General features: G+C 43.3%; 16 protein-coding genes and 1 tRNA gene. 5 read left to right on the top strand and 12 right to left on the bottom strand.

The annotated features are described in order from the left end of the window. Positions 1-125: 125 nt before the first annotated feature. From L3V32_RS19850 to rbsD, 8 genes are all read right to left on the bottom strand, one after another. Positions 126-857 (bottom strand): nucleoside phosphorylase, encoded by a 732-nt coding sequence (locus tag L3V32_RS19850; protein ID WP_046875984.1) that lies wholly within the window; start codon positions 855-857, stop codon positions 126-128. A 10-nt stretch (positions 858-867) separates the two neighbouring features. Next, complete coding sequence (gene pnuC / locus L3V32_RS19845) at positions 868-1,599, bottom strand: nicotinamide riboside transporter PnuC (protein ID WP_237285012.1); 732 nt, start codon at positions 1,597-1,599, stop codon at positions 868-870. Between the two features lie 500 nt (positions 1,600-2,099). Further along, entirely contained in the window at positions 2,100-3,122 is a 1,023-nt protein-coding gene (locus tag L3V32_RS19840) for a substrate-binding domain-containing protein (protein ID WP_006741009.1), read from the bottom strand. 33 nt (positions 3,123-3,155) lie between these two features. Beyond that, positions 3,156-4,073 carry a ribokinase gene (rbsK, locus tag L3V32_RS19835; RefSeq protein WP_237285011.1) on the bottom strand — a complete coding sequence of 306 codons (918 nt, stop codon included), beginning with the start codon at positions 4,071-4,073 and terminating at the stop codon, positions 3,156-3,158. Positions 4,074-4,297: 224 nt separating this feature from the next. After that, positions 4,298-5,176 (bottom strand): ribose ABC transporter substrate-binding protein RbsB, encoded by an 879-nt coding sequence (gene rbsB / locus L3V32_RS19830; RefSeq protein ID WP_006741010.1) that lies wholly within the window; start codon positions 5,174-5,176, stop codon positions 4,298-4,300. Between the two features lie 77 nt (positions 5,177-5,253). Continuing rightward, positions 5,254-6,237 (bottom strand): ribose ABC transporter permease, encoded by a 984-nt coding sequence (rbsC, locus tag L3V32_RS19825; RefSeq protein WP_006741011.1) that lies wholly within the window; start codon positions 6,235-6,237, stop codon positions 5,254-5,256. Beyond that, positions 6,234-7,739: a ribose ABC transporter ATP-binding protein RbsA gene (gene rbsA, locus L3V32_RS19820; RefSeq protein ID WP_065645898.1), complete on the bottom strand. Its 1,506-nt coding sequence runs from the start codon at positions 7,737-7,739 to the stop codon at positions 6,234-6,236. The genes rbsC and rbsA overlap by 4 nt, the downstream gene beginning before the upstream one ends. Before the next feature lie 23 nt (positions 7,740-7,762). Further along, complete coding sequence (rbsD, locus tag L3V32_RS19815; RefSeq protein ID WP_237285010.1) at positions 7,763-8,182, bottom strand: D-ribose pyranase; 420 nt, start codon at positions 8,180-8,182, stop codon at positions 7,763-7,765. A 472-nt stretch (positions 8,183-8,654) separates the two neighbouring features. Between rbsD and L3V32_RS19810 the strand changes: the two genes are divergently transcribed. From L3V32_RS19810 to L3V32_RS19795, 4 genes are all read left to right on the top strand, one after another. Continuing rightward, positions 8,655-11,021 (top strand): EAL domain-containing protein, encoded by a 2,367-nt coding sequence (locus L3V32_RS19810; RefSeq protein ID WP_237285009.1) that lies wholly within the window; start codon positions 8,655-8,657, stop codon positions 11,019-11,021. Between the two features lie 843 nt (positions 11,022-11,864). After that, positions 11,865-12,506 (top strand): murein L,D-transpeptidase catalytic domain family protein, encoded by a 642-nt coding sequence (locus L3V32_RS19805; RefSeq protein WP_006741014.1) that lies wholly within the window; start codon positions 11,865-11,867, stop codon positions 12,504-12,506. Between the two features lie 335 nt (positions 12,507-12,841). After that, a complete protein-coding gene (locus L3V32_RS19800; RefSeq protein WP_005397143.1) occupies positions 12,842-13,300 on the top strand; it encodes a hypothetical protein in 459 nt (152 codons plus the stop codon). Positions 13,301-13,386: 86 nt separating this feature from the next. Continuing rightward, positions 13,387-13,710: a hypothetical protein gene (locus tag L3V32_RS19795; RefSeq protein ID WP_047008249.1), complete on the top strand. Its 324-nt coding sequence runs from the start codon at positions 13,387-13,389 to the stop codon at positions 13,708-13,710. 125 nt (positions 13,711-13,835) lie between these two features. Here L3V32_RS19795 and L3V32_RS19790 read toward each other — a convergent pair whose 3' ends face one another. After that, positions 13,836-14,516: a DedA family protein gene (locus L3V32_RS19790; RefSeq protein ID WP_237285008.1), complete on the bottom strand. Its 681-nt coding sequence runs from the start codon at positions 14,514-14,516 to the stop codon at positions 13,836-13,838. A gap of 575 nt (positions 14,517-15,091) precedes the next feature. Then, positions 15,092-15,610, bottom strand: a complete 519-nt coding sequence (locus L3V32_RS19785; RefSeq protein ID WP_237285007.1) for a DUF4136 domain-containing protein — start codon at positions 15,608-15,610, stop codon at positions 15,092-15,094. 371 nt (positions 15,611-15,981) lie between these two features. Here L3V32_RS19785 and L3V32_RS19780 point away from each other — a divergent pair. After that, positions 15,982-16,056, top strand: a tRNA-Gly gene (locus L3V32_RS19780). Between the two features lie 17 nt (positions 16,057-16,073). On the opposite strand, the gene L3V32_RS19775 is transcribed toward L3V32_RS19780, so the two are convergent. After that, positions 16,074-16,931, bottom strand: coding sequence for a sterol desaturase family protein (locus tag L3V32_RS19775; protein WP_005397136.1), 858 nt, complete (start codon positions 16,929-16,931; stop codon positions 16,074-16,076). A 7-nt stretch (positions 16,932-16,938) separates the two neighbouring features. After that, positions 16,939-17,949, bottom strand: coding sequence for a DUF2804 domain-containing protein (locus tag L3V32_RS19770; protein ID WP_237285006.1), 1,011 nt, complete (start codon positions 17,947-17,949; stop codon positions 16,939-16,941). Between the last annotated feature and the right edge of the window lie 154 nt (positions 17,950-18,103).

Below are 18,103 nucleotides of genomic sequence, written 5' to 3'. Positions count from 1 at the left end.
TCTCTCAGAAAAGTTACTGATAACTATCTCAGGTGGATTGTACCCCGTAACACCAAATAAAAAAGCGACAGTGGCCTGTCGCTTTACATTCATTGATTTATAAGAGTTACTGAAGTTAGTACGGACTATCTCTGAGCAATCAACGCTTCTAGCGCCGTCATTGCAGCAAGCTTCTCACCTTGCATCATTACTTTCGCTTCATCAACGTACTGGCCAACCCCTTCTTTCACATCTTGTTGATACAAAACGACGTTATTTAAGATCGAAGCCACATGAAGGCCACGTAATCGGCCAACGGCAAACAAAGCTGAGGTTTCCATATCGGCACCTAAGACGCCCTTCTTGTTCCAGTATTGGCATATCGCATCTTCGTCATCGGTATAGAAACTGTCGTGAGAACGTACCACACCGAAATGATAACGCGCCTCTTGTACTGACAGGTAACGCTCAACTTCCTTTAATAAGGAAAAGCTTGCGTACGCCGGATAAGCCGAATCCACATACGCTTTGGAGCCGCCTTCATCTCTTACCGCACCTTCGGCAATGATTAGCTCGCCAAGCTGAATCCCAGATTGCATCGCACCTGCCGATCCGACACGTACCACATGAGTTACGCCGCACTGTTTTAGCTCTTCAACTGCGATGATCATCGATGGGGCGCCGATACCTGTGCTGCATACTGAAACAGGCTGGTCTTTGTATTTGCCAGTAAAAACACGGTACTCGCGATTTTCCGAGATCATTTCTGCATCATCCAATAATGCGGCAATACGATTAGCTCGGTCTGGCTCACCACATACAATGACGAGAGGAGCGACTTGTGTTTCATCAACACCAATATGAGGTTGTTTCGCCATTTTTCGTTCCTTAAGCTGCAGCTTGAGCTAAGGTTTTATCGCCATTGCGCTTGGCGCTACGGGCCCATTCACGCGTACCATTGGCAGCAATGAACATCAAAATCGCATACTGAACAGACATCGCATAAACACCCTGTGTCGCGTAGATACCAACACTGATGATGTTAATCACAACCCAAAGAATCCAGTTTTCCACATATTTACGTGTCATCAGAATTTGTGCAACAACAGAAAGTACTGTCATGGTTGCATCCCAAAACGGGAACGCATCAGGTTCAAGTACCGGATCAGCCAAACCTGCACCAAAGAGATTCAAGCTATCAACAGCAATGTTTGCTAATGCAAAGAAAAAAGGGTCGATGTAGATGGTTAACAACGCGATAGACACAACGCCAATAGAAGCAGTGGCGATGAGTTTGTGTTTGTTTAACCAGCGTACTTCCAGCGTTTCACCTTCCGCGTTTGGACGAGTCCACGCATACCAACCGTAAATGTTCGCACAGAAGAAAAACAGTTGAAGAAGTAATAATCCGTATAACTGAATTTGGAAAAAGATAACGGCAAAAAGAGTGACATTCAGCAAACCGAATAAGTAGTTGATGGTTTTTTCTTGGCTAGCAAACCAAATGCAAAGCAATCCAAAAACCGTACCGAAAGCTTCGATCCAACTCATTGCGTAACCGCCGCCAATTGGAATGTTAACCAGGGTGTTGTTTATATCGAGTAAGGCAAGTAGGTCCATGTCGATGTCCTTTATTATTTTGTTTGGGAATATGCCTATATTAGGGCGTGACACCTAACAAAAAGGAGGACATTTGTCCCCCTCTTGATGCACTCGATCATAATTCAGTTCAATATTTGCTTGAAAGCAATAAATGACTCACTTGAACCGCTTGGAAATTAACGCGCCTAAGAATCCAAACCTAAATAGCGCTTTTTGAATGCGGAAGCTGATGCAAATAAAGCTGACGCCAAAAGTGTAATAACAAACCCAATTGCGTACTCGAATGCTTCATTCACCAAGAGCTGATAACAGCTCACAAAAAAAATCAGTATGACCGCAATAACATTAACTCGGTGAAACCAAGGATGCTTTACGGAGAACTTAGCGTAACCTTTTGATAACATTTAACTAATCCGCCAGACAACAATTAATATTTTTATTTATAATCAATGGTGATAGTAAGACTTTATAGTATAAAGAGAAACGACTTTTTTGATTTTTTAGCTCAACATCACAGGTCATCTAGTGCTGCTTGACTTTAATATCTTGACACTTTTTCGTTCAACTAAGGTAGGTTCTAATTGCACGACTTGCGCTTCTGTTGATTTATCATCCAATTTTCGGACAAGCGTTTCCACGGCAGCTTGCCCAAGACGGTATTTAGGCTGGTGAATTGTGGTGAGTGATGGTGACATGAACTTCGCGATATGTATGTCATCGTAACCGATGATTGAAATCTGTTCCGGGACTTTAATATTGAGCTCATTTGCGGCGTTAATCACACCCATCGCCATCATATCATTGGAAACGAAAATCGAGCTGGGTAAGGTGCCTCGCTGCGCCATTTTCATAAATGCTTGATATCCGCCTTCACATTCGAAGTCCGATTCAATTATCCAGTTAGCATTAAATTCCAAGCCAGCTTCGTTCATCGCACGTTTGTAACCTTCGTATCGCATTTGTGCTTGGTGTTTAATCAAAGGGCCGGTGATACATCCTATTTCTGTGTGGCCGCAATCAATCAGGTATTTCGCCGCTAGGTAACCGCCACGAAGCGAGTTATCTTGAATTTTGTCGCTCGTAAACAGCATCGGCCCCCAATCCATCACCACGACAGGGATATCAGGGTAACGCTCAAATACATCAATACGCTCCCCTTCTAGCGAGGAGCACATCAAGATCAAACCATCGACACGCTTTTGCAAAAGAGTATTAATGGATTGGCGCATACGTTCGTTATCACCTTCGGTATTGCATAAAATGAGGCTGTAACCTTTTTGGTAGCAGCTGCGTTCGACGCCTTTTACGACTTCGCCAAAGAATGGGTTGGTTGAGGTTGTCACTAGCATACCAATGGTTTTGGTACGATTGACTTTTAGGCTTCGCGCCAAAGCAGATGGCGCATAGTAGTTGAGTTCTTTTGCGGCATTATTAACGCGTTCGGAGATCTCTTCACTCACAAAACGCGTCTTGTTAATAACATGGCTCACTGTTGAAGTGGAAACCCCTGCCAGTTTTGCGATGTCTTTCATCGTCGCCATGTTATTACTCCTAATTAATGAGGCGTTTAAGCCCTATTGTGCTGCGAGAAACGCGTCCACCTCTTCGCGAGTTGGGATCGACGTCTGCGCGCCAAAGCGGGTCACAGAAATTGCAGCCGCCGCATGTGCAAACTTAATTGCTGATTCTAAAGGTAAACCCTCTAACAGGCCAGTGACGAATGCCCCATTAAACGTATCCCCTGCTGCGGTGGTATCGGTCGCGTCAACACGGAACCCCGGGATGAGCTCACCTCTACCATTTTGACTTATCCAAACACCCTTCGCACCGAGAGTGATCATGACAATTTCGATACCTTTGCTATGAAGCACATTCGCCGCTTCTTGCGCGCTGTCATTATCCGTTACCGTTACCCCCGTCAACACTTCAGCTTCGGTTTCATTTGGTGTAATGACATCAATACAAGCAAGCAGTTCGTCTGACAGTTCACGAGCAGGGGCTGGGTTTAAAATGACGTTAGTTTTTGCATCTTTCGCCACTCGCGCGGCTTTCTCAATGCCGCACATCGGCGTTTCCAATTGCATCAGCAGGTAATCCGCTTGGCGAATGCGTTCTAAATCTGGCTCAATCGCTTCTGCTGTCAATTTGGCATTCGCTTCTGCTGAAATACAAATGCTGTTTTCACCACTATCCGACACTTGAATCATCGCAATGCCAGTTGGGCAGTTTGGTTGCATCTTCACACCAGTGATGTCGATGCCGTCCATATTGAAGTTTTCACGAATATTGATGCCGAACGAGTCATCGCCTACACAAGCAATAAAGCCAATATCAGCCTTGAGTCGAGCTGCAGCAACAGCTTGGTTGGCACCTTTGCCACCTGGGATAACTTGATAGTTGCGACCATGTAGCGTTTCGCCAGGGCGAGGGAAAGAAGGCACTTGAAGAACATGGTCAGCGTTTACACTACCTAACACCACTAACTTATTCATACGGTTATCCTCGGTTCTGAATGAACCCTTTTTTTGAAAAACTATTTGGAAAATACATTAGATGACTTTAACTTCTCTCCTTAGCGAAGGAGTCACGATAAAAAGCCAAAGGCATCTATACCCTGCATTTTTAAGTCACTTGGGTATGTTTGCCCTCTCCTCCTAAACGACAGATATAAACGGAGGAGAGAGCAAAAATTAGGACGCTTTATTGAACGTCAAACTTATTTAGTCACTACTTTTAGTGGTACCGGAATGTATGCTTCTACTTTTTCACCTTTCAAGACTTTGTCAGCCGTTTCGACACCTAACGCGCCAATAAGATCTGGCTGCTGCGCGATGGTTGCTGCTAGTTTGCCACGGTTAACTGCCGCAATGCCGTCTTCCGTGCCATCAAAACCAACGATAACGACGTCTTTGCCAGAAGCTTGAACGGCGCGAAGTGCACCTAGCGCCATTTCATCATTCTGTGCGAACACCGCTTGTACATCAGGGTTAGCCGCGAGTAGGTTTTCCATCACGTTTAGGCCTTTAGTACGGTCAAAGTCTGCTGGCTGGCTCGCAAGAAGATCCATATCGCTGCCCTTCACGGCATTCATGAAACCTTCACCACGCTCGCGCGCCGCCGATGTGCCCGCAATACCTTCAAGCTGAATTACTTTTGCTTTTTCGCCAACTTTTTCCATGATGTAGTGGCCTGCCATTTCACCACCGATCACGTTGTCGGACGCGATGTGGCTCACGACTTCACCACGGCTTGCGCCACGGTCTAGTGTCAATACAGGGATCTTAGAACGGTTCGCCATACGAATCGCATTAGACACAGCATCAGAATCCGTTGGGTTGATAAGAATTGCTTTTACACCGCGAATACTTAAATCCTCGATGTTCGACAGCTCTTTGCTCGGGTCATTTTGCGAGTCCAGTACAATTAAGTCGTACCCCAATTCTTTCGCTTTAGCTTCCGCACCGTCTTTCATCGTTACGAAGAACGGGTTGTTTAGCGTCGAAACCACAATCGCCATCGTATCTTGGGCTTGTGCCGCTACTGATACAGTGGAAGAAAGAAGTGCAGCAGAGATAAGAGTTGCAAGTTTTTTCATCGTTCTAGTCCTTTGTGTAGGGTGAGCCAGCACACGCCCACTGGCTCGGTTTGTATTCAGGATTTAATGGTTATGGATTATTTGTTTTTGTTGTCTACCAGTACTGCGAGCAAGATAACCACTGCTTTGGCAATCATTTGATAGTATGAGGAAACGTCTAGTAGGTTAAGAGCGTTGTTTAAGAAACCGATAATCAGCGCACCAATTAGCGTACCCATGATACGGCCTTTACCGCCCATCAAGCTGGTACCGCCAAGAACAACCGCTGCGATAGCGTCTAGCTCGTAGCCCATACCCGCTGTTGGCTGCGCCGAAGACAGACGAGAAGTCACGATGATGCCTGCAAGCGCTGCCAGCATACCGCAGATTGCGTATACACCAATCTTCACTCGGTCTACATTGATACCAGATAGACGAGTCGCTGATTCGTTGCCACCTAGTGCGTAAACATAGCGACCAAAGCGAGTGTGGTTAAGTAGGTACCAAGCCGCAGCGAATACAACTACCATCAACCAAACAGGTACTGGAATACCTAGCGCGTAGCCGGTACCAAACCATGCAAACGCATCAGCTGTGTCAGTAAAACCTGTCGAGATTGGACGACCTTCGGTGTACACCATAGTCACACCGCGTAGTAACGTCATGGTAACCAGCGTAGCGATAAAAGCCTGTACTTTGCCCTTCGCAATGATGATGCCGCTAATTGCACCTAACGCTGCACCTGCGACTAAAGCAGTCGGAACCGCCACCAGCACCGGGACTTCAAGCGCAATCATGCTTGCCGCAAAGGCACCGCATAACGCCAGTACGGAACCAACACTCAAGTCGATGCCTGCGGTTAAAATAACCAGTGTCATACCTACCGCGATAATGGCATTCACTGAGGTTTGACGAAGAATGTTGAGAATGTTGTCGACCGTAAAGAAGTTCGGGTTCAAAAATGACACAACAACAATCAAAAAAATCAGTGCTATCAGTGATTTTTGCTCAATCAACCACTCTTTTGTGAACAACTTCTTGTTGCTAGCTTCGGTTGGTTTGCTCATGGTATTAGTACTCATGCTGCTTCCTCATTGATCTTTTTGCCTACGGCACAGGCGAGTAATTTTTCTTGATCGGCGTCTTTCGCATCGAATTCGCCAGTAATACGACCTTCATGCATAACCAGAATGCGGTCACTCATACCGAGCACTTCTGGCATCTCGGAAGACACCAAGATGATGCTCATGCCTTCGGCTTTGAACTTGTTGATGAGTTGATAAATTTCTTTTTTCGCACCGACATCGACGCCACGTGTTGGCTCATCGAGAATCAGAACTTTAGGTTTGGTCATTAACCCTTTCGCGATCGCCACTTTTTGCTGGTTACCGCCGGATAAGTTACCAATGATTTGGTCGCGCGTAGGGGTTTTGATATTAAATAGCTTGATAAAATCTTCCACGGCAATCACTTCATCGCTATGTTGGATTTGGAAGCCTTTAGTCAAATGATTGAGAGAACAAAGTGACATATTCTCCTTAACCGAGAGACCTAACACCAAGCCATCGCCTTTGCGATCTTCAGAGATATAAGCGATGCCATTTGCTAAGCCATCTTGTGGGCTAACTGGGTTAATGGTTTTGTTATCAAGGTTGATAACACCATGCTCACTTGGCAACGCGCCATAAATCACTTTCATCAGTTCGGTGCGGCCTGCCCCCATCAAACCAGAAATACCCAAAATTTCACCGCGTTTCAGCGTGAAGCTCACATCGTGAACGCCAGAGCCAGTCAGGCCAATCACTTCAAGGCAAGTTTCGCCATGTCGCACATCAATACGTGGGTATTGCTCTTCTAACTTACGACCAACCATCATTTCGATCAGGCCGTCTTCATCAGTGTCGGACACCTTGCACTCACCGATAAATTTACCGTCACGAAGCACCGTAATATCGTCACAGATTTCAAAGATTTCTTTAAGACGGTGTGAGATATAAACAATGCCGCAGCCCTGCTCTCGAAGCTCGTTGATCACTTTAAATAGTGACTCCGTCTCGGTATCAGTCAGCGCGTCAGTTGGCTCATCCATAATGATGACTTTCGATTCAAACGAAAGCGCTTTCGCAATCTCCACCATTTGTTGCTCACCAAGGCTCAAATCACCAAGCAACGTTTTTGATGAATGTTTAACGTTAAGGCGTTGAAGCAACTTGTCTGCTTCTTCATACATCTTGCCCCACTGAATACGCCCCATCGTGCCGGTAAATTCACGACCTAGATAGATGTTTTCAGCAATCGTTAGTTCAGGGATCAAGTTCAATTCTTGGTGAATGATGCTGATGCCCGCTTCCTGTGAGTCACGCGGCCCTTTAAACGCGGCAGGTTGGCCTTGATATTGGATGCTACCCGCATCCATGTGATAGATGCCAGTCAGCACCTTCATCAATGTTGACTTGCCTGCTCCATTTTCTCCCATGAGCGCCATGACACGGCCTGGGTAAACATTCAGGCTCGCTTTGTCCAGTGCTTTTACGCCCGGGAACGCTTTCTCAATGTCGCTCAGTTGTAGAATGGCTTGAGTCATAATCTGTCCTCAATATCTCTGGCTTAAAAAACCACGCCCGCTTGAAAGATAACGTTCGCGTATGGCGAGCATTCGCCAGTTCGAACGACAGCGCGGCTTTGTGCCGTGCGTACTTTAAATGCTTCATGTGACACGTAGCTGATCTCGATAGATTTACCCGTTTCTTCGCTCTCTTTGCTCAGTTCGTTAAGCAATGCTTGATGCAAAACAGGGCTTACATCAGAAAACTCTTCCGCAATGATGACCCCTTCGATTTGCGACTCAGATAGAATCACGCGAACAGTATCAAGAAAACTTGGTACGCCATGCGTTAGCGCCAAATCAATTCGCTGTACATGCTCAGGGATTGGCAGGCCAGCGTCGCATATCGTGATCTCATCGGTGTGGCCTAGCGTCGCCACCAAGTAAGAAATATCTGAGTTAATTAGGGTACTTTTTTTCATCTCATCGACCTTTCGGTTACACGTTCATACAACCATGAGCGCCTGTTTTAAAGTGTTTTCGTTATTAACAGAAAACTCATCGAAACGTTTCGATGAAATAATAATTCGTTGTGGTAATTTGACCAGAGTGAGATTGATAAGGTGTGAGAATGATCCGTAATTAACGGGTCATCGAATAGTAAAAAGGTACATGAGTCACACTTTATCATCGAAACGTTTCGATGACTGGTTTAATCTACACTTGAAGTGAGGTTTTTAAAGACAGTTGAAAAAGAGATACGTCCCATTACTGAGAAACACTCTAGTTAATGAGATGGAAACCTTACACATCATCACAGTTCTTGGATGGTTGTCTGATTTTGGAGAACGCTCACCTTACAATCTGGTTACAATTTGCAAAACACATCATCCGTTCAGTACCTTATATGGTATGCGACGTTTGTAGGGACACAAACGGAAACTAAAAGCCATAATGAAGTTAAGCAATCGAGTCATCTTGCTTGTCGCGCCAGTGATCTTATTAAGCGCGCTGGTATCAAGTTATATTATTTACAGCATTCAAAAAGTAACGCTCATCAAGCGAGAAGACAGCTATATCCAATTGCAAATGGAAAAGCTCGCAGGGCAGTTCCGACAAGCCAACATATTCCTCAATAGTTATGCATACACATTAAGCAAAAGTGATGTATTGCAAGACTACTTGGTGAATCATAACAATCCGTATCGTGAGCGCGTGTTATTTAACCGACTCGATGAAACCGCAGATGTGTTAAGCCATGGCTATACAGGCGATGCAAGCATGGCGATTCTCGACGGGAAACAAAACCTTCTTTATTACACAGAAAATAAATACTACGAATCATCAGGTGTAGTCGACCCTAAGGTATTGGATTACATCTCGCGAAGCTTTAGTACGAGAGAAGCGTTTAACCATACTGGCTTTATTTACAATTCCAGCGGGCAAAGTATTCTTCTGCAATACGAACTCATCGACAAACGAACAGGGACACAACCTCTAAGTTTTGATCCGCAAAATGTCTTTTTCGTGGTGGTATCGGTATCGCTCGAAGCCTTCAATGAGATCAAGCACGAAATCGAGTTCGACACGCATAGCGTGATAACTTTTGCCGACAAGCCTATTTATCTCGATATTCCTCTCGCTCAGACGATTGAACTATTGCCACACTTTTATGCGGTACTATCCCCTGCTGAATATTTGATGTGGAATAAAGTCGATAAAGTGTGGCTAGAACTGGCCCTTTCCTTTGGTGTGGCGGCGTTTTGCACCATCACCTTAATTGTTTTGGTTTTGTATCGTTATGTATTACATCCCGTTTCTCGCCTCGATAAACAGCTACAAGAGCTGGAAACAAATCAACGCGGCAACATTGAAAAGCTAGAAACAAACGATGAAATAGGACGCTTATCCTCACGCTTTTTTGATATGTATGAAGAGCTCAACGTCATATATAAGAAGACAAAACGCCTGGCTGAAACGGATCACCTAACGCAACTCGCTAATCGCCATCGTTTCCATGAACTTGCAACTCGTGAACTCGTCTCCCCTTCGCAGCATTTGTGGGTCATTTATGTCGATCTCGATAACTTTAAGTACGTTAATGACAAATACGGGCATGAACTGGGAGACAACTTATTAAAGGTGTTTTCATCACACATCAAAAATGTCTGTCAAAAATTCTCGCACGACTACGATAGTCCCTGTTTTGCGGCAAGATTGTCTGGTGACGAATTTGCTATTTTATTGAGCTCAAATCAGGATGCACAACGCCTACCTGACTTGCTGGCCTCAGAGTTGCTAAAACCGATTAGCAATCTCAGTCCATCTTGGAGTAATTCATTCCCCGTGACTGCGAGCGTAGGTATCGCTCAGTACCCTCAAGACGGTACAGACGTCGCGAAATTACTCTCCAGTGCCGATGCGGCAATGTATCAAGCCAAACGAGCCGGGAAAAACCAGTACGCTTATTACTCAGCTGCTCTCAATGTTGAGTCTCAAAGACGCAGTCAGCTTGAGCGAGCGCTCAGAAAAAGCAACGTGGAAGAAGAGTTCCATCTCGTTTTTCAACCCTATATGAATAATCGGAACAACGAGATTGAAGGACTAGAGGTATTATTGCGCTGGGAAGCGGAAGGCATTGGTCCCGTGCCTCCGAAAGAGTTTATCCCAATCGCGGAACAGGCGGGCTTATTTGATAAAATTGATCGCTGGGTTTTCGCCAACGCTACAGCGGAATATCACCAATTAAGAAATATTTTTGGCAAAGACATTGTCCTTTCGATCAACCTCTCTTCAGCAGAGCTTAACTCCATCGAAATGGCGAATTATATTCATGACCAAGCAAGCAAAAACGGTGTGAAACCAGAATGTATTGAATTAGAAATAACAGAAACCTTTGCCGCAGAACAACAAGGTACAGCATTACTTGATGAGCTGTCGAAGCGTGGCTATCGTCTCGCCATTGATGACTTTGGCTCTGGCTATACATCGCTGACTCAACTTGTTCAATATCCAGTTCAAAAGATCAAGTTTGACCGAGAGTTCCTCGTTACATTGATGAAAACCAACAACGGTCATGTGATCAAACCCATCATCGATCTATGCCACGCTCAAAATAAAACGGTCACCGCAGAAGGTATTGAGCACAATGTGATGCATGAATGGTTATCGGCCTACCGCTGTGACTATATGCAAGGCTATTTATTTGGTAAGCCAATGAGTAAGGAACAACTGAATTTGTGGTGGCAATCCGCAAATGACGATAGCCGCTTCGATGGTTCCATAGTAGGTTCAATTACTGTTCAAGGGACATCTTATTAAAGATTAAGTACAGAAGCCATGTATGTGGCTGCTGTACTTATATAATATAAAAACAAGACTGTACCCTTAGTTTCAATAATATAAGCAACCACACAAGTTCGTACGCTAATTTTTGGTATTATTATTTTTCGATGAAATCTCTCAGTTATTTAAATATTTAATCAAAACGATAGAATTACTTTTTGGTAAGTTTAGTTCAGATTTTATGTATTTAATTGAAAAAATGAGGAAATAAGTAAAAGCTGACAAAACTTACTTTTGTACTGCTAATCATCGGCTTAGATGATTCGTGTAGAAGCTCATTTGTCGGCTCCACTTAGACTTAGCTTTATCACTCGTGAACAGGAAGTGCCCTTCTTCTCGGTATTTATCTACCTTTCTTATCCATCTTGTTGTTTACCCACTCACTTAAAATGCACTAACACACATAACGAGTTGACGTTACGATTTGTTACGAGTCAAATCACAAATCTAAACGTAGGCTGAATAGACGTACAAAAGACAAACACATTGAAATAAAAAGAGTTTCTAATCTAGAAAAAATAAAACGTCGTTTTTATAAATTCGCCATCTCACAAATATCCTTAAACACAGTTTTATTAATTACGCATATCAGATATTATTTATGCCGAAGTTTATCGAAACAATCGATTAACTTCATAATTTATTTGAGTTTCAAACAGTTAGTTTTTAACTTGAAAACTTATCGTTAACCCAATATTAAGTACCTAAGCGTACAATAAGAAACATTGGGAATAGAATTATATTGATGTGCATGTTGTTTTAACGAATGCATGAAGCAATCGGTAAATTTGTAACACCATAGAGTTTTATTTAGCCAAGATGAAAAAGTTAATTTTATTATTTATATGGACATTTCTGTCTGCCTCTCCTTTTGCCTTTGCAAAACAAGCAGATAACGAAGTCAAAAGTCACATACCACAGAATCAAATTGAACAAGTGTTCAAACAAGCAAAGTTAGATGGCGTAGTAGACTTTAAATTGTTTCGTGACGCTTACATCGCGTACCAAAAAACACCCGATAGAAAGAAATCAGTACTAACCATCATCGACTATAGTAAACCATCGACTGAAAAACGCTTTTATGTGGTTGATTTAGATAAAAAGAAGCTTATCTACAATACTTATGTTTCTCACGGTGTGAACAGTGGAAAGAAAACAGCGACGCAGTTTTCAAACGTGGTGAACTCGCGTAAAACATCGCTGGGTACGTTTTTGACTGACACCACCTACTACGGCTCAAATGGCTATTCACTTCGACTAGATGGTCTAAGCTCAGGGTTGAACGATAAAGCTCGCGAGCGTTATATCGTTGTGCACGGTGCCGACTATGCTAACCCTTCTTTTATCAAGAAGAATGGTTACCTTGGGCGCAGTTGGGGTTGCCCTGCACTGCCAAAGAAGTTGTCTCGTGAGATCATTGACACCATAAAAGGCGGCAGTGTTATTTATGCAAGCGCATAACACGGGTGCAACTCATGTGGGGAAGAATGCTCTATTTCTTCCCCAACAAATAATCGGATTGACTCAAGCTTCCAGGCCTCATGACTCTCTTTCTTTACCTGTTTCTCCAGTTTTCGCTTGCTTCAACGCTAAAATTATTTAGGTATTAGCTTATACCTAAATAACATCAGAAAACTCTGTTCATCCCTCTTCCATCTCGTTAGTATACGCTGAGTTGGTCAGACACCGATTTTCATTGTTATCATAGTGTCACTAAGATTCCGTAGTCATAGTGATAGTCTATGACGTTATATGTTTAGGGTTACTTCTTGCGTTATCTACACCGTATATTATTGATGCTTTCATTGTCCCTATTTTCAGGGTTCATCGCTGCCTCATATGCGCATACGTATCACCACACTAAACATTACACCTCTGAACGCTTACTTAAACTCGCGCAGCAAGACGATTTTGAACTAGCACACAGCGAATTCCATACATTTGCCTCTCCAAGTTCTTGGGGCTCAGAAGGTTATTATCTGCACATAAAGCGCGAGTTGTTAGCGCTGGTTTCCTGCCGCCGAACATCCGCCACTGATGGTGTTTTATCATCAGATTTTACTCCTGATTATTTTTTACTTGTTGCTTTCTCTTCCCCACCACTATTGGAATTGGCAAAACAAGCATCTCGCTTACCTCTTGATGGTTATGGCGGGCTGATGAGTAAACGCTCTCTCTATCGACTCTCAGGAAGAAAAGAAGCCAATTTGATGTACGTCTTTACTCATGGTCGCAACGCCTTCCCTGTTGTTTAACTTTTTATGACATACAGAGAACACGGAAATGTAACGATGAGAACCAATACGCTCATTGTTACTAGAACCAATTTGAGGTCCATATAATGACAAAATTCGCTACGACTATCGCACTAGCACTGCTATTTGCAACGGGCTCTGCCTTCGCTAACACAGAAGCAAAGCCAGAAGAAATGAGCAATGAGACTCTGCTAGAGTGTGCCAATGTTTCTAATGCACGTATTGCGGTTCCTGAACACAGAGCGATGTTCAGACACTACCTAATGTCTGAAAGAAACTATAGTTTCAGCCAGTTATCTTCTGCTGAGCTTGAATTTAAAGCAGCAGATAAGAATGAATCCGAAGTAGAAAATATCTACAAGTCTCAGTGTAAAGAGGTTGGCGAGTATCTATATAGCATTGGCTATTAAACTCAAAACCCTAACGACACTCATAAAGAAAGGCGCATACATTGCGCCTTTCTTTTTACTGATAAAAACCAGCCGATTAGATGTCTAATCTGTATACAAGCTTAAAAGTGCAAATCAAAGTAAACTTACTGAGAAAACTCTGACACATCCTTGGATTTACAGAACGCTCGACGTGCTTTAACAAACAAGAAACTAAGCACCCCAATCATAAGAGTAATTATTGGGGCCGCCATTAATAGCATTGTGATCGCTTTGCTCATATTCTCTGGTAGCAAAGGAAGCAATAAACCAAAACCGCATAATATCAGCGTCCATAAAATCGCACTCAGCCATGCAAAGTAATGGAATTTACTAATACCTTTCACTCGCAACCCCATCATTAATGGCAATAGGGAACGAACAACCGGAATAAACCGCGCACAAAAAAGCGCAATCAATCCATGTTTACTGAGTAATACGTCGACCTGTTCCAAACGCTTTTGAGGAACCGCGCTCACCCAGCCTCGTACCTTAGGTAAGCAATTTAGCCACTTGCCTTGTAAGTAAGCCGCCCAACTTCCCAGCCCCGCACTAACAGCTATCACCAACATAATCATAATTGGATCAAGGACGCCAACCGCCGCCAGCGTACCGGATAATACGACGACACTGTCGCATGGGAATGGCGCAGCAGGAATAAAACCACTTTCCAAAAAGATAAGCGCAGCAACAACAAAATAAACCAATCCTGCACCGCCTGGCGCCATTAACGCCGTAAAATCTTGATGCCAAAAGGCACTCAAGACCTGAATTATCGAATCAAACATAAACCGCTCCTAAGCATAACTAACCAAAAATTGTAAAAACATGGAATGTGTTAGCGAGCATGTATAAAGCGGTATATGAGATTCGATTCTTTCCTCGCACCGATTCTGTATTTAGAATGAGTAAAAATACTTTCAACACAACGACCTAAAGCCTCATTGCCGATGCGTTTTAGCAGCCCCATCGAGTGAATTGCCGAACGATGTGTCCACCAAACTACAGCAAGCGTTTCAAACCATTCGAGTTCTACATCGTCGTTCGAGCTCGTTTCCTTAGAATGGCTAACCCTCAATATATTCCGGCTGTTTAAACTCGGATAGTCTTGTTGTATTGGAAAGGCAGGGTGTTCTGAAAAGTGCTTCGACTTAGCGTCAACAGCAATATTCTGGTTATGAAAGGAAAGAAAATTTGGGTATGAGTGCGCCATACTCATGCTCGGAGCCAACAAGCAGAAAAGTAGTCCGAGTAAAGCAATCAGAGTCGTACGCACAAAGGTAACCAAAACCAAAATAATAAGTTCTTTTAACCCTGTCCGTAACGATTGGCAATTAGTATTCTTAATCGTTAAGAATACTAATTATTTTTCACCGTAAGGGTATTTTTCAAACATTTTCGCAATTTCTTCTTCAATCAGAGACTCTCTTTTCTCAGAGCTCATAGACTCAGATAGTTTCCTGCTTGAAACACCTTTCCACACAACCAGATTAGCCTTTGCATCAACAAGCTCTACCACCAGTTTGCCATACTTACGTTCTTTGTATCTTTCCGGGCTTGAAGTGATCACGCCAAAGCTATTCCAACCATAACCGAAACTCACCGAAGACCCAGAAGAGACAAGCTCGGACTCTTCGACGATATCATGATGAACGTAAAGGTCCCCACCACTATTCACTTTAATTAAGCCCTTGTCTTCAAGCTGTTCAGCCAATCCTTGTTCAATACGTCGACCATCAATACTCGTAGGGGCTTCTGCTTGGGCACCGAAATCAAACGTTCTGTAAGCTGAAAAATCGGCTTGCTTATCAACATCCGTCGTTACGGTTGTACAAGCAGACACGAGCATCATCACCGTCCCTAATATCAAACCTTTCCACATGTTAAATCTCCTTTGGTTAAGCTGACTGTTTCAGCGGAATTACGCTAGTGCTATACATACGCTTCAGCAGTAAAAAGTAATCATTTCAATATCTAGTCTTGACCATGAAACGTGACTGTTCAATAAACGCAATTAACCTTTACACTGACAATCTTGAATATCATCAATACCTAAACGCTAGTAGACAGTGTGTTTGCCCCTAATTAGCAGCCATCGATTTTAGAAGCGGAATCTCTGACCCTCCTGAAAAACAGAGACAATGAATACTTTAACACCAAGACGCTACTTTTTTAGGCATCTGACAAACAATTGATGAGAAAAGACTTTTCTTTTTCGTTCAGTGTGGCATATTAACTGCGTCCTATCGATGCGCGGGCATCGTATAATGGCTATTACCTCAGCCTTCCAAGCTGATGATGCGGGTTCGATTCCCGCTGCCCGCTCCAATCTCTTTTATCTCAATCTACTCAAAAGAATCCGATGGCGGAGCAAATAGACAGCGCCAACGTTGTTTCCACGTTAAATTTGGTCGTGTTACGTCATAAAACATATCTTTCCATTCTGCAAACGTCACACGAATGGGATTAAAGCTGTTTACAGGTTTAGAAATTCCATACCTAACGGTTTCCACTTCTGGTTCAAACGTTCCAAACATCCGATCCCAGATAATCAACACTCCCGCGTAATTTTTGTCGATGTACTGACGGTTTATACCATGATGAACACGATGATGAGATGGCGTATTAAATACCCACTCTAGCGGTCCAAGCGAGCGAATTGATTGAGTATGAACAAAAAACTGTAAGCCCAGATTAAACAGCACAACGAAGACGACCCACTTAGGATCAAAGCCAATAATCACCAAAGGCAACCAGAAAATCCACATTCCCGCTAACGGATACATCAAGCTTTGACGAAACGCGGTGCTGAAATTCATTCTCTCCGAGCTGTGATGGACCACGTGCGCAGCCCACATCCAACGAATACGGTGGCTAGCTCGATGAAACCAGTAATAGAAAAAGTCTTGCAGAACGACAAGTAGCAAAAACGCTGAAACGCTCATTTCGATATCAAACAATCGCCAATCAAACCACCACAAATATAACTGAGCAATCAGTAAACCCGTGAGTATGTCTGTCGCTTGGTGTAAGCCTGCAAGTACAAAATTACATACAACTTCCGGAATATAATACGTCGCGCTTTCAGGCAAACGTCCCCTTCGTTGTCCAAACCAGTACTCTGCAACCATACATAAAAAGAAAACTGGCGCCAAAATCATCAGAAGTAATTCAGGGCGTTCCATCAACTGTGTCCAATCCATTGTGTTTCTACCATTTTGCATAGTGATCTTCAGTAAGACCTATGACTTCTTCTAACTGATGTTTGATACCATTCCCATCAACGATGTAGCCAGAGAAATAGCCGATATATTGACGAAAATTGCTTTTGAGAAACCAAAAGTTCTTCTTTTCTGAACGTCGATTTAAAGGCGTGAATACTAGGTCAATCCGTTTATCTTCCGACATGATATGCCATCTTTGACCTTCATCATTTCGTGAAAATTGAAACTGAACAGGCTGTAAAAAATGCCGTTCACTATTAATCCAGAATACATTTTCACAGTAGCCCGTTTCATTGACACCCGCAGCTAAGTTCAGCCCCAACCTTCTGCCGCTTTCAAAGCAATTAATACTCGCCCACCGCCAGCTTGTCTCCCGTCGCATGTACCCCGCGGAAAAGTCGTAACCAGCAGCCACTTCTGAGAGATCTTGTTCCTTTCCTAATATGAATAAATTGCCATCTACCGTTAACGCATTGTGCTTCTGCGTATAAGTCCAACCCGCATAACCGGTTGGTGTACATAACATTAATGGCAAACTCATACTTTCTGGACGTAAGTAGAGATCAGCATTGACAGATTTCGTCACAAAGTGGACGTGCCAAATACCATTCTGAATAGAAAACTGAATACTTTTGTCAGCAAGATGGGCATGACTAGACCAACTGGAAGGCTGAGTTTGATAATCAATATTAAAAGGCTTTAACCACTGCTGCTCCACTAACTCATTATTTTGAATATCAAACAGATAGCAAAAACCAGATGCTAAATACCTAATATCCGCAATCGCAACCCCAATCACGTAGTTAGGTGTGACCAAATTAACGAACTGAAACTGCTTATAGTCACAGTAACGGCGCCACTTAGACGCTGGCTTATCCATCGCATCAAGGTAGGTAAACTTATCTAACTGTAAAGATGTGGGAATCCCATCAAGATGGCCAAACACTGGTAGACCGTTTTGCTGAATAAACGAGTCCAGAGTCTTAAGCTCATGCATATTTTTATCTTTTTCGAGTCAACACGCTCAGATGTTAACACCACGTTAACAAAAACAGTTTGCGTGACAGCACAACAATATCGACTAATTTGGCTTCTGCTCGCTATATGTGAAACCGATCACTCAACTATCCACTCATGTCACTCACTTAATC

The organism is Vibrio sp. J2-4 (assembly GCF_021728155.1).
GTDB classification, from domain to species: Bacteria; Pseudomonadota; Gammaproteobacteria; order Enterobacterales; family Vibrionaceae; genus Vibrio; species Vibrio diabolicus.
The sequence above is the reverse complement of the archived record's forward strand: the minus strand, read 5'-3'. Positions and strand labels throughout refer to the sequence as shown.

Excerpts from the sequence above, each read along its gene's own strand:
- L3V32_RS19850 (WP_046875984.1), bottom strand. The coding sequence starts at position 857 with ATGGCGAAACAACCTCATATTGGTGTTGATGAAACACAAGTCGCTCCT.
- pnuC (WP_237285012.1), bottom strand. The coding sequence starts at position 1,599 with ATGGACCTACTTGCCTTACTCGATATAAACAACACCCTGGTTAACATT.
- L3V32_RS19840 (WP_006741009.1), bottom strand. The coding sequence starts at position 3,122 with ATGGCGACGATGAAAGACATCGCAAAACTGGCAGGGGTTTCCACTTCA.
- rbsK (WP_237285011.1), bottom strand. The coding sequence starts at position 4,073 with ATGAATAAGTTAGTGGTGTTAGGTAGTGTAAACGCTGACCATGTTCTT.
- rbsB (WP_006741010.1), bottom strand. The coding sequence starts at position 5,176 with ATGAAAAAACTTGCAACTCTTATCTCTGCTGCACTTCTTTCTTCCACT.
- rbsC (WP_006741011.1), bottom strand. The coding sequence starts at position 6,237 with ATGAGTACTAATACCATGAGCAAACCAACCGAAGCTAGCAACAAGAAG.
- rbsA (WP_065645898.1), bottom strand. The coding sequence starts at position 7,739 with ATGACTCAAGCCATTCTACAACTGAGCGACATTGAGAAAGCGTTCCCG.
- rbsD (WP_237285010.1), bottom strand. The coding sequence starts at position 8,182 with ATGAAAAAAAGTACCCTAATTAACTCAGATATTTCTTACTTGGTGGCG.
- L3V32_RS19810 (WP_237285009.1), top strand. The coding sequence starts at position 8,655 with ATGAAGTTAAGCAATCGAGTCATCTTGCTTGTCGCGCCAGTGATCTTA.
- L3V32_RS19805 (WP_006741014.1), top strand. The coding sequence starts at position 11,865 with ATGAAAAAGTTAATTTTATTATTTATATGGACATTTCTGTCTGCCTCT.
- L3V32_RS19800 (WP_005397143.1), top strand. The coding sequence starts at position 12,842 with ATGCTTTCATTGTCCCTATTTTCAGGGTTCATCGCTGCCTCATATGCG.
- L3V32_RS19795 (WP_047008249.1), top strand. The coding sequence starts at position 13,387 with ATGACAAAATTCGCTACGACTATCGCACTAGCACTGCTATTTGCAACG.
- L3V32_RS19790 (WP_237285008.1), bottom strand. The coding sequence starts at position 14,516 with ATGTTTGATTCGATAATTCAGGTCTTGAGTGCCTTTTGGCATCAAGAT.
- L3V32_RS19785 (WP_237285007.1), bottom strand. The coding sequence starts at position 15,610 with ATGTGGAAAGGTTTGATATTAGGGACGGTGATGATGCTCGTGTCTGCT.
- L3V32_RS19775 (WP_005397136.1), bottom strand. The coding sequence starts at position 16,931 with ATGGATTGGACACAGTTGATGGAACGCCCTGAATTACTTCTGATGATT.
- L3V32_RS19770 (WP_237285006.1), bottom strand. The coding sequence starts at position 17,949 with ATGCATGAGCTTAAGACTCTGGACTCGTTTATTCAGCAAAACGGTCTA.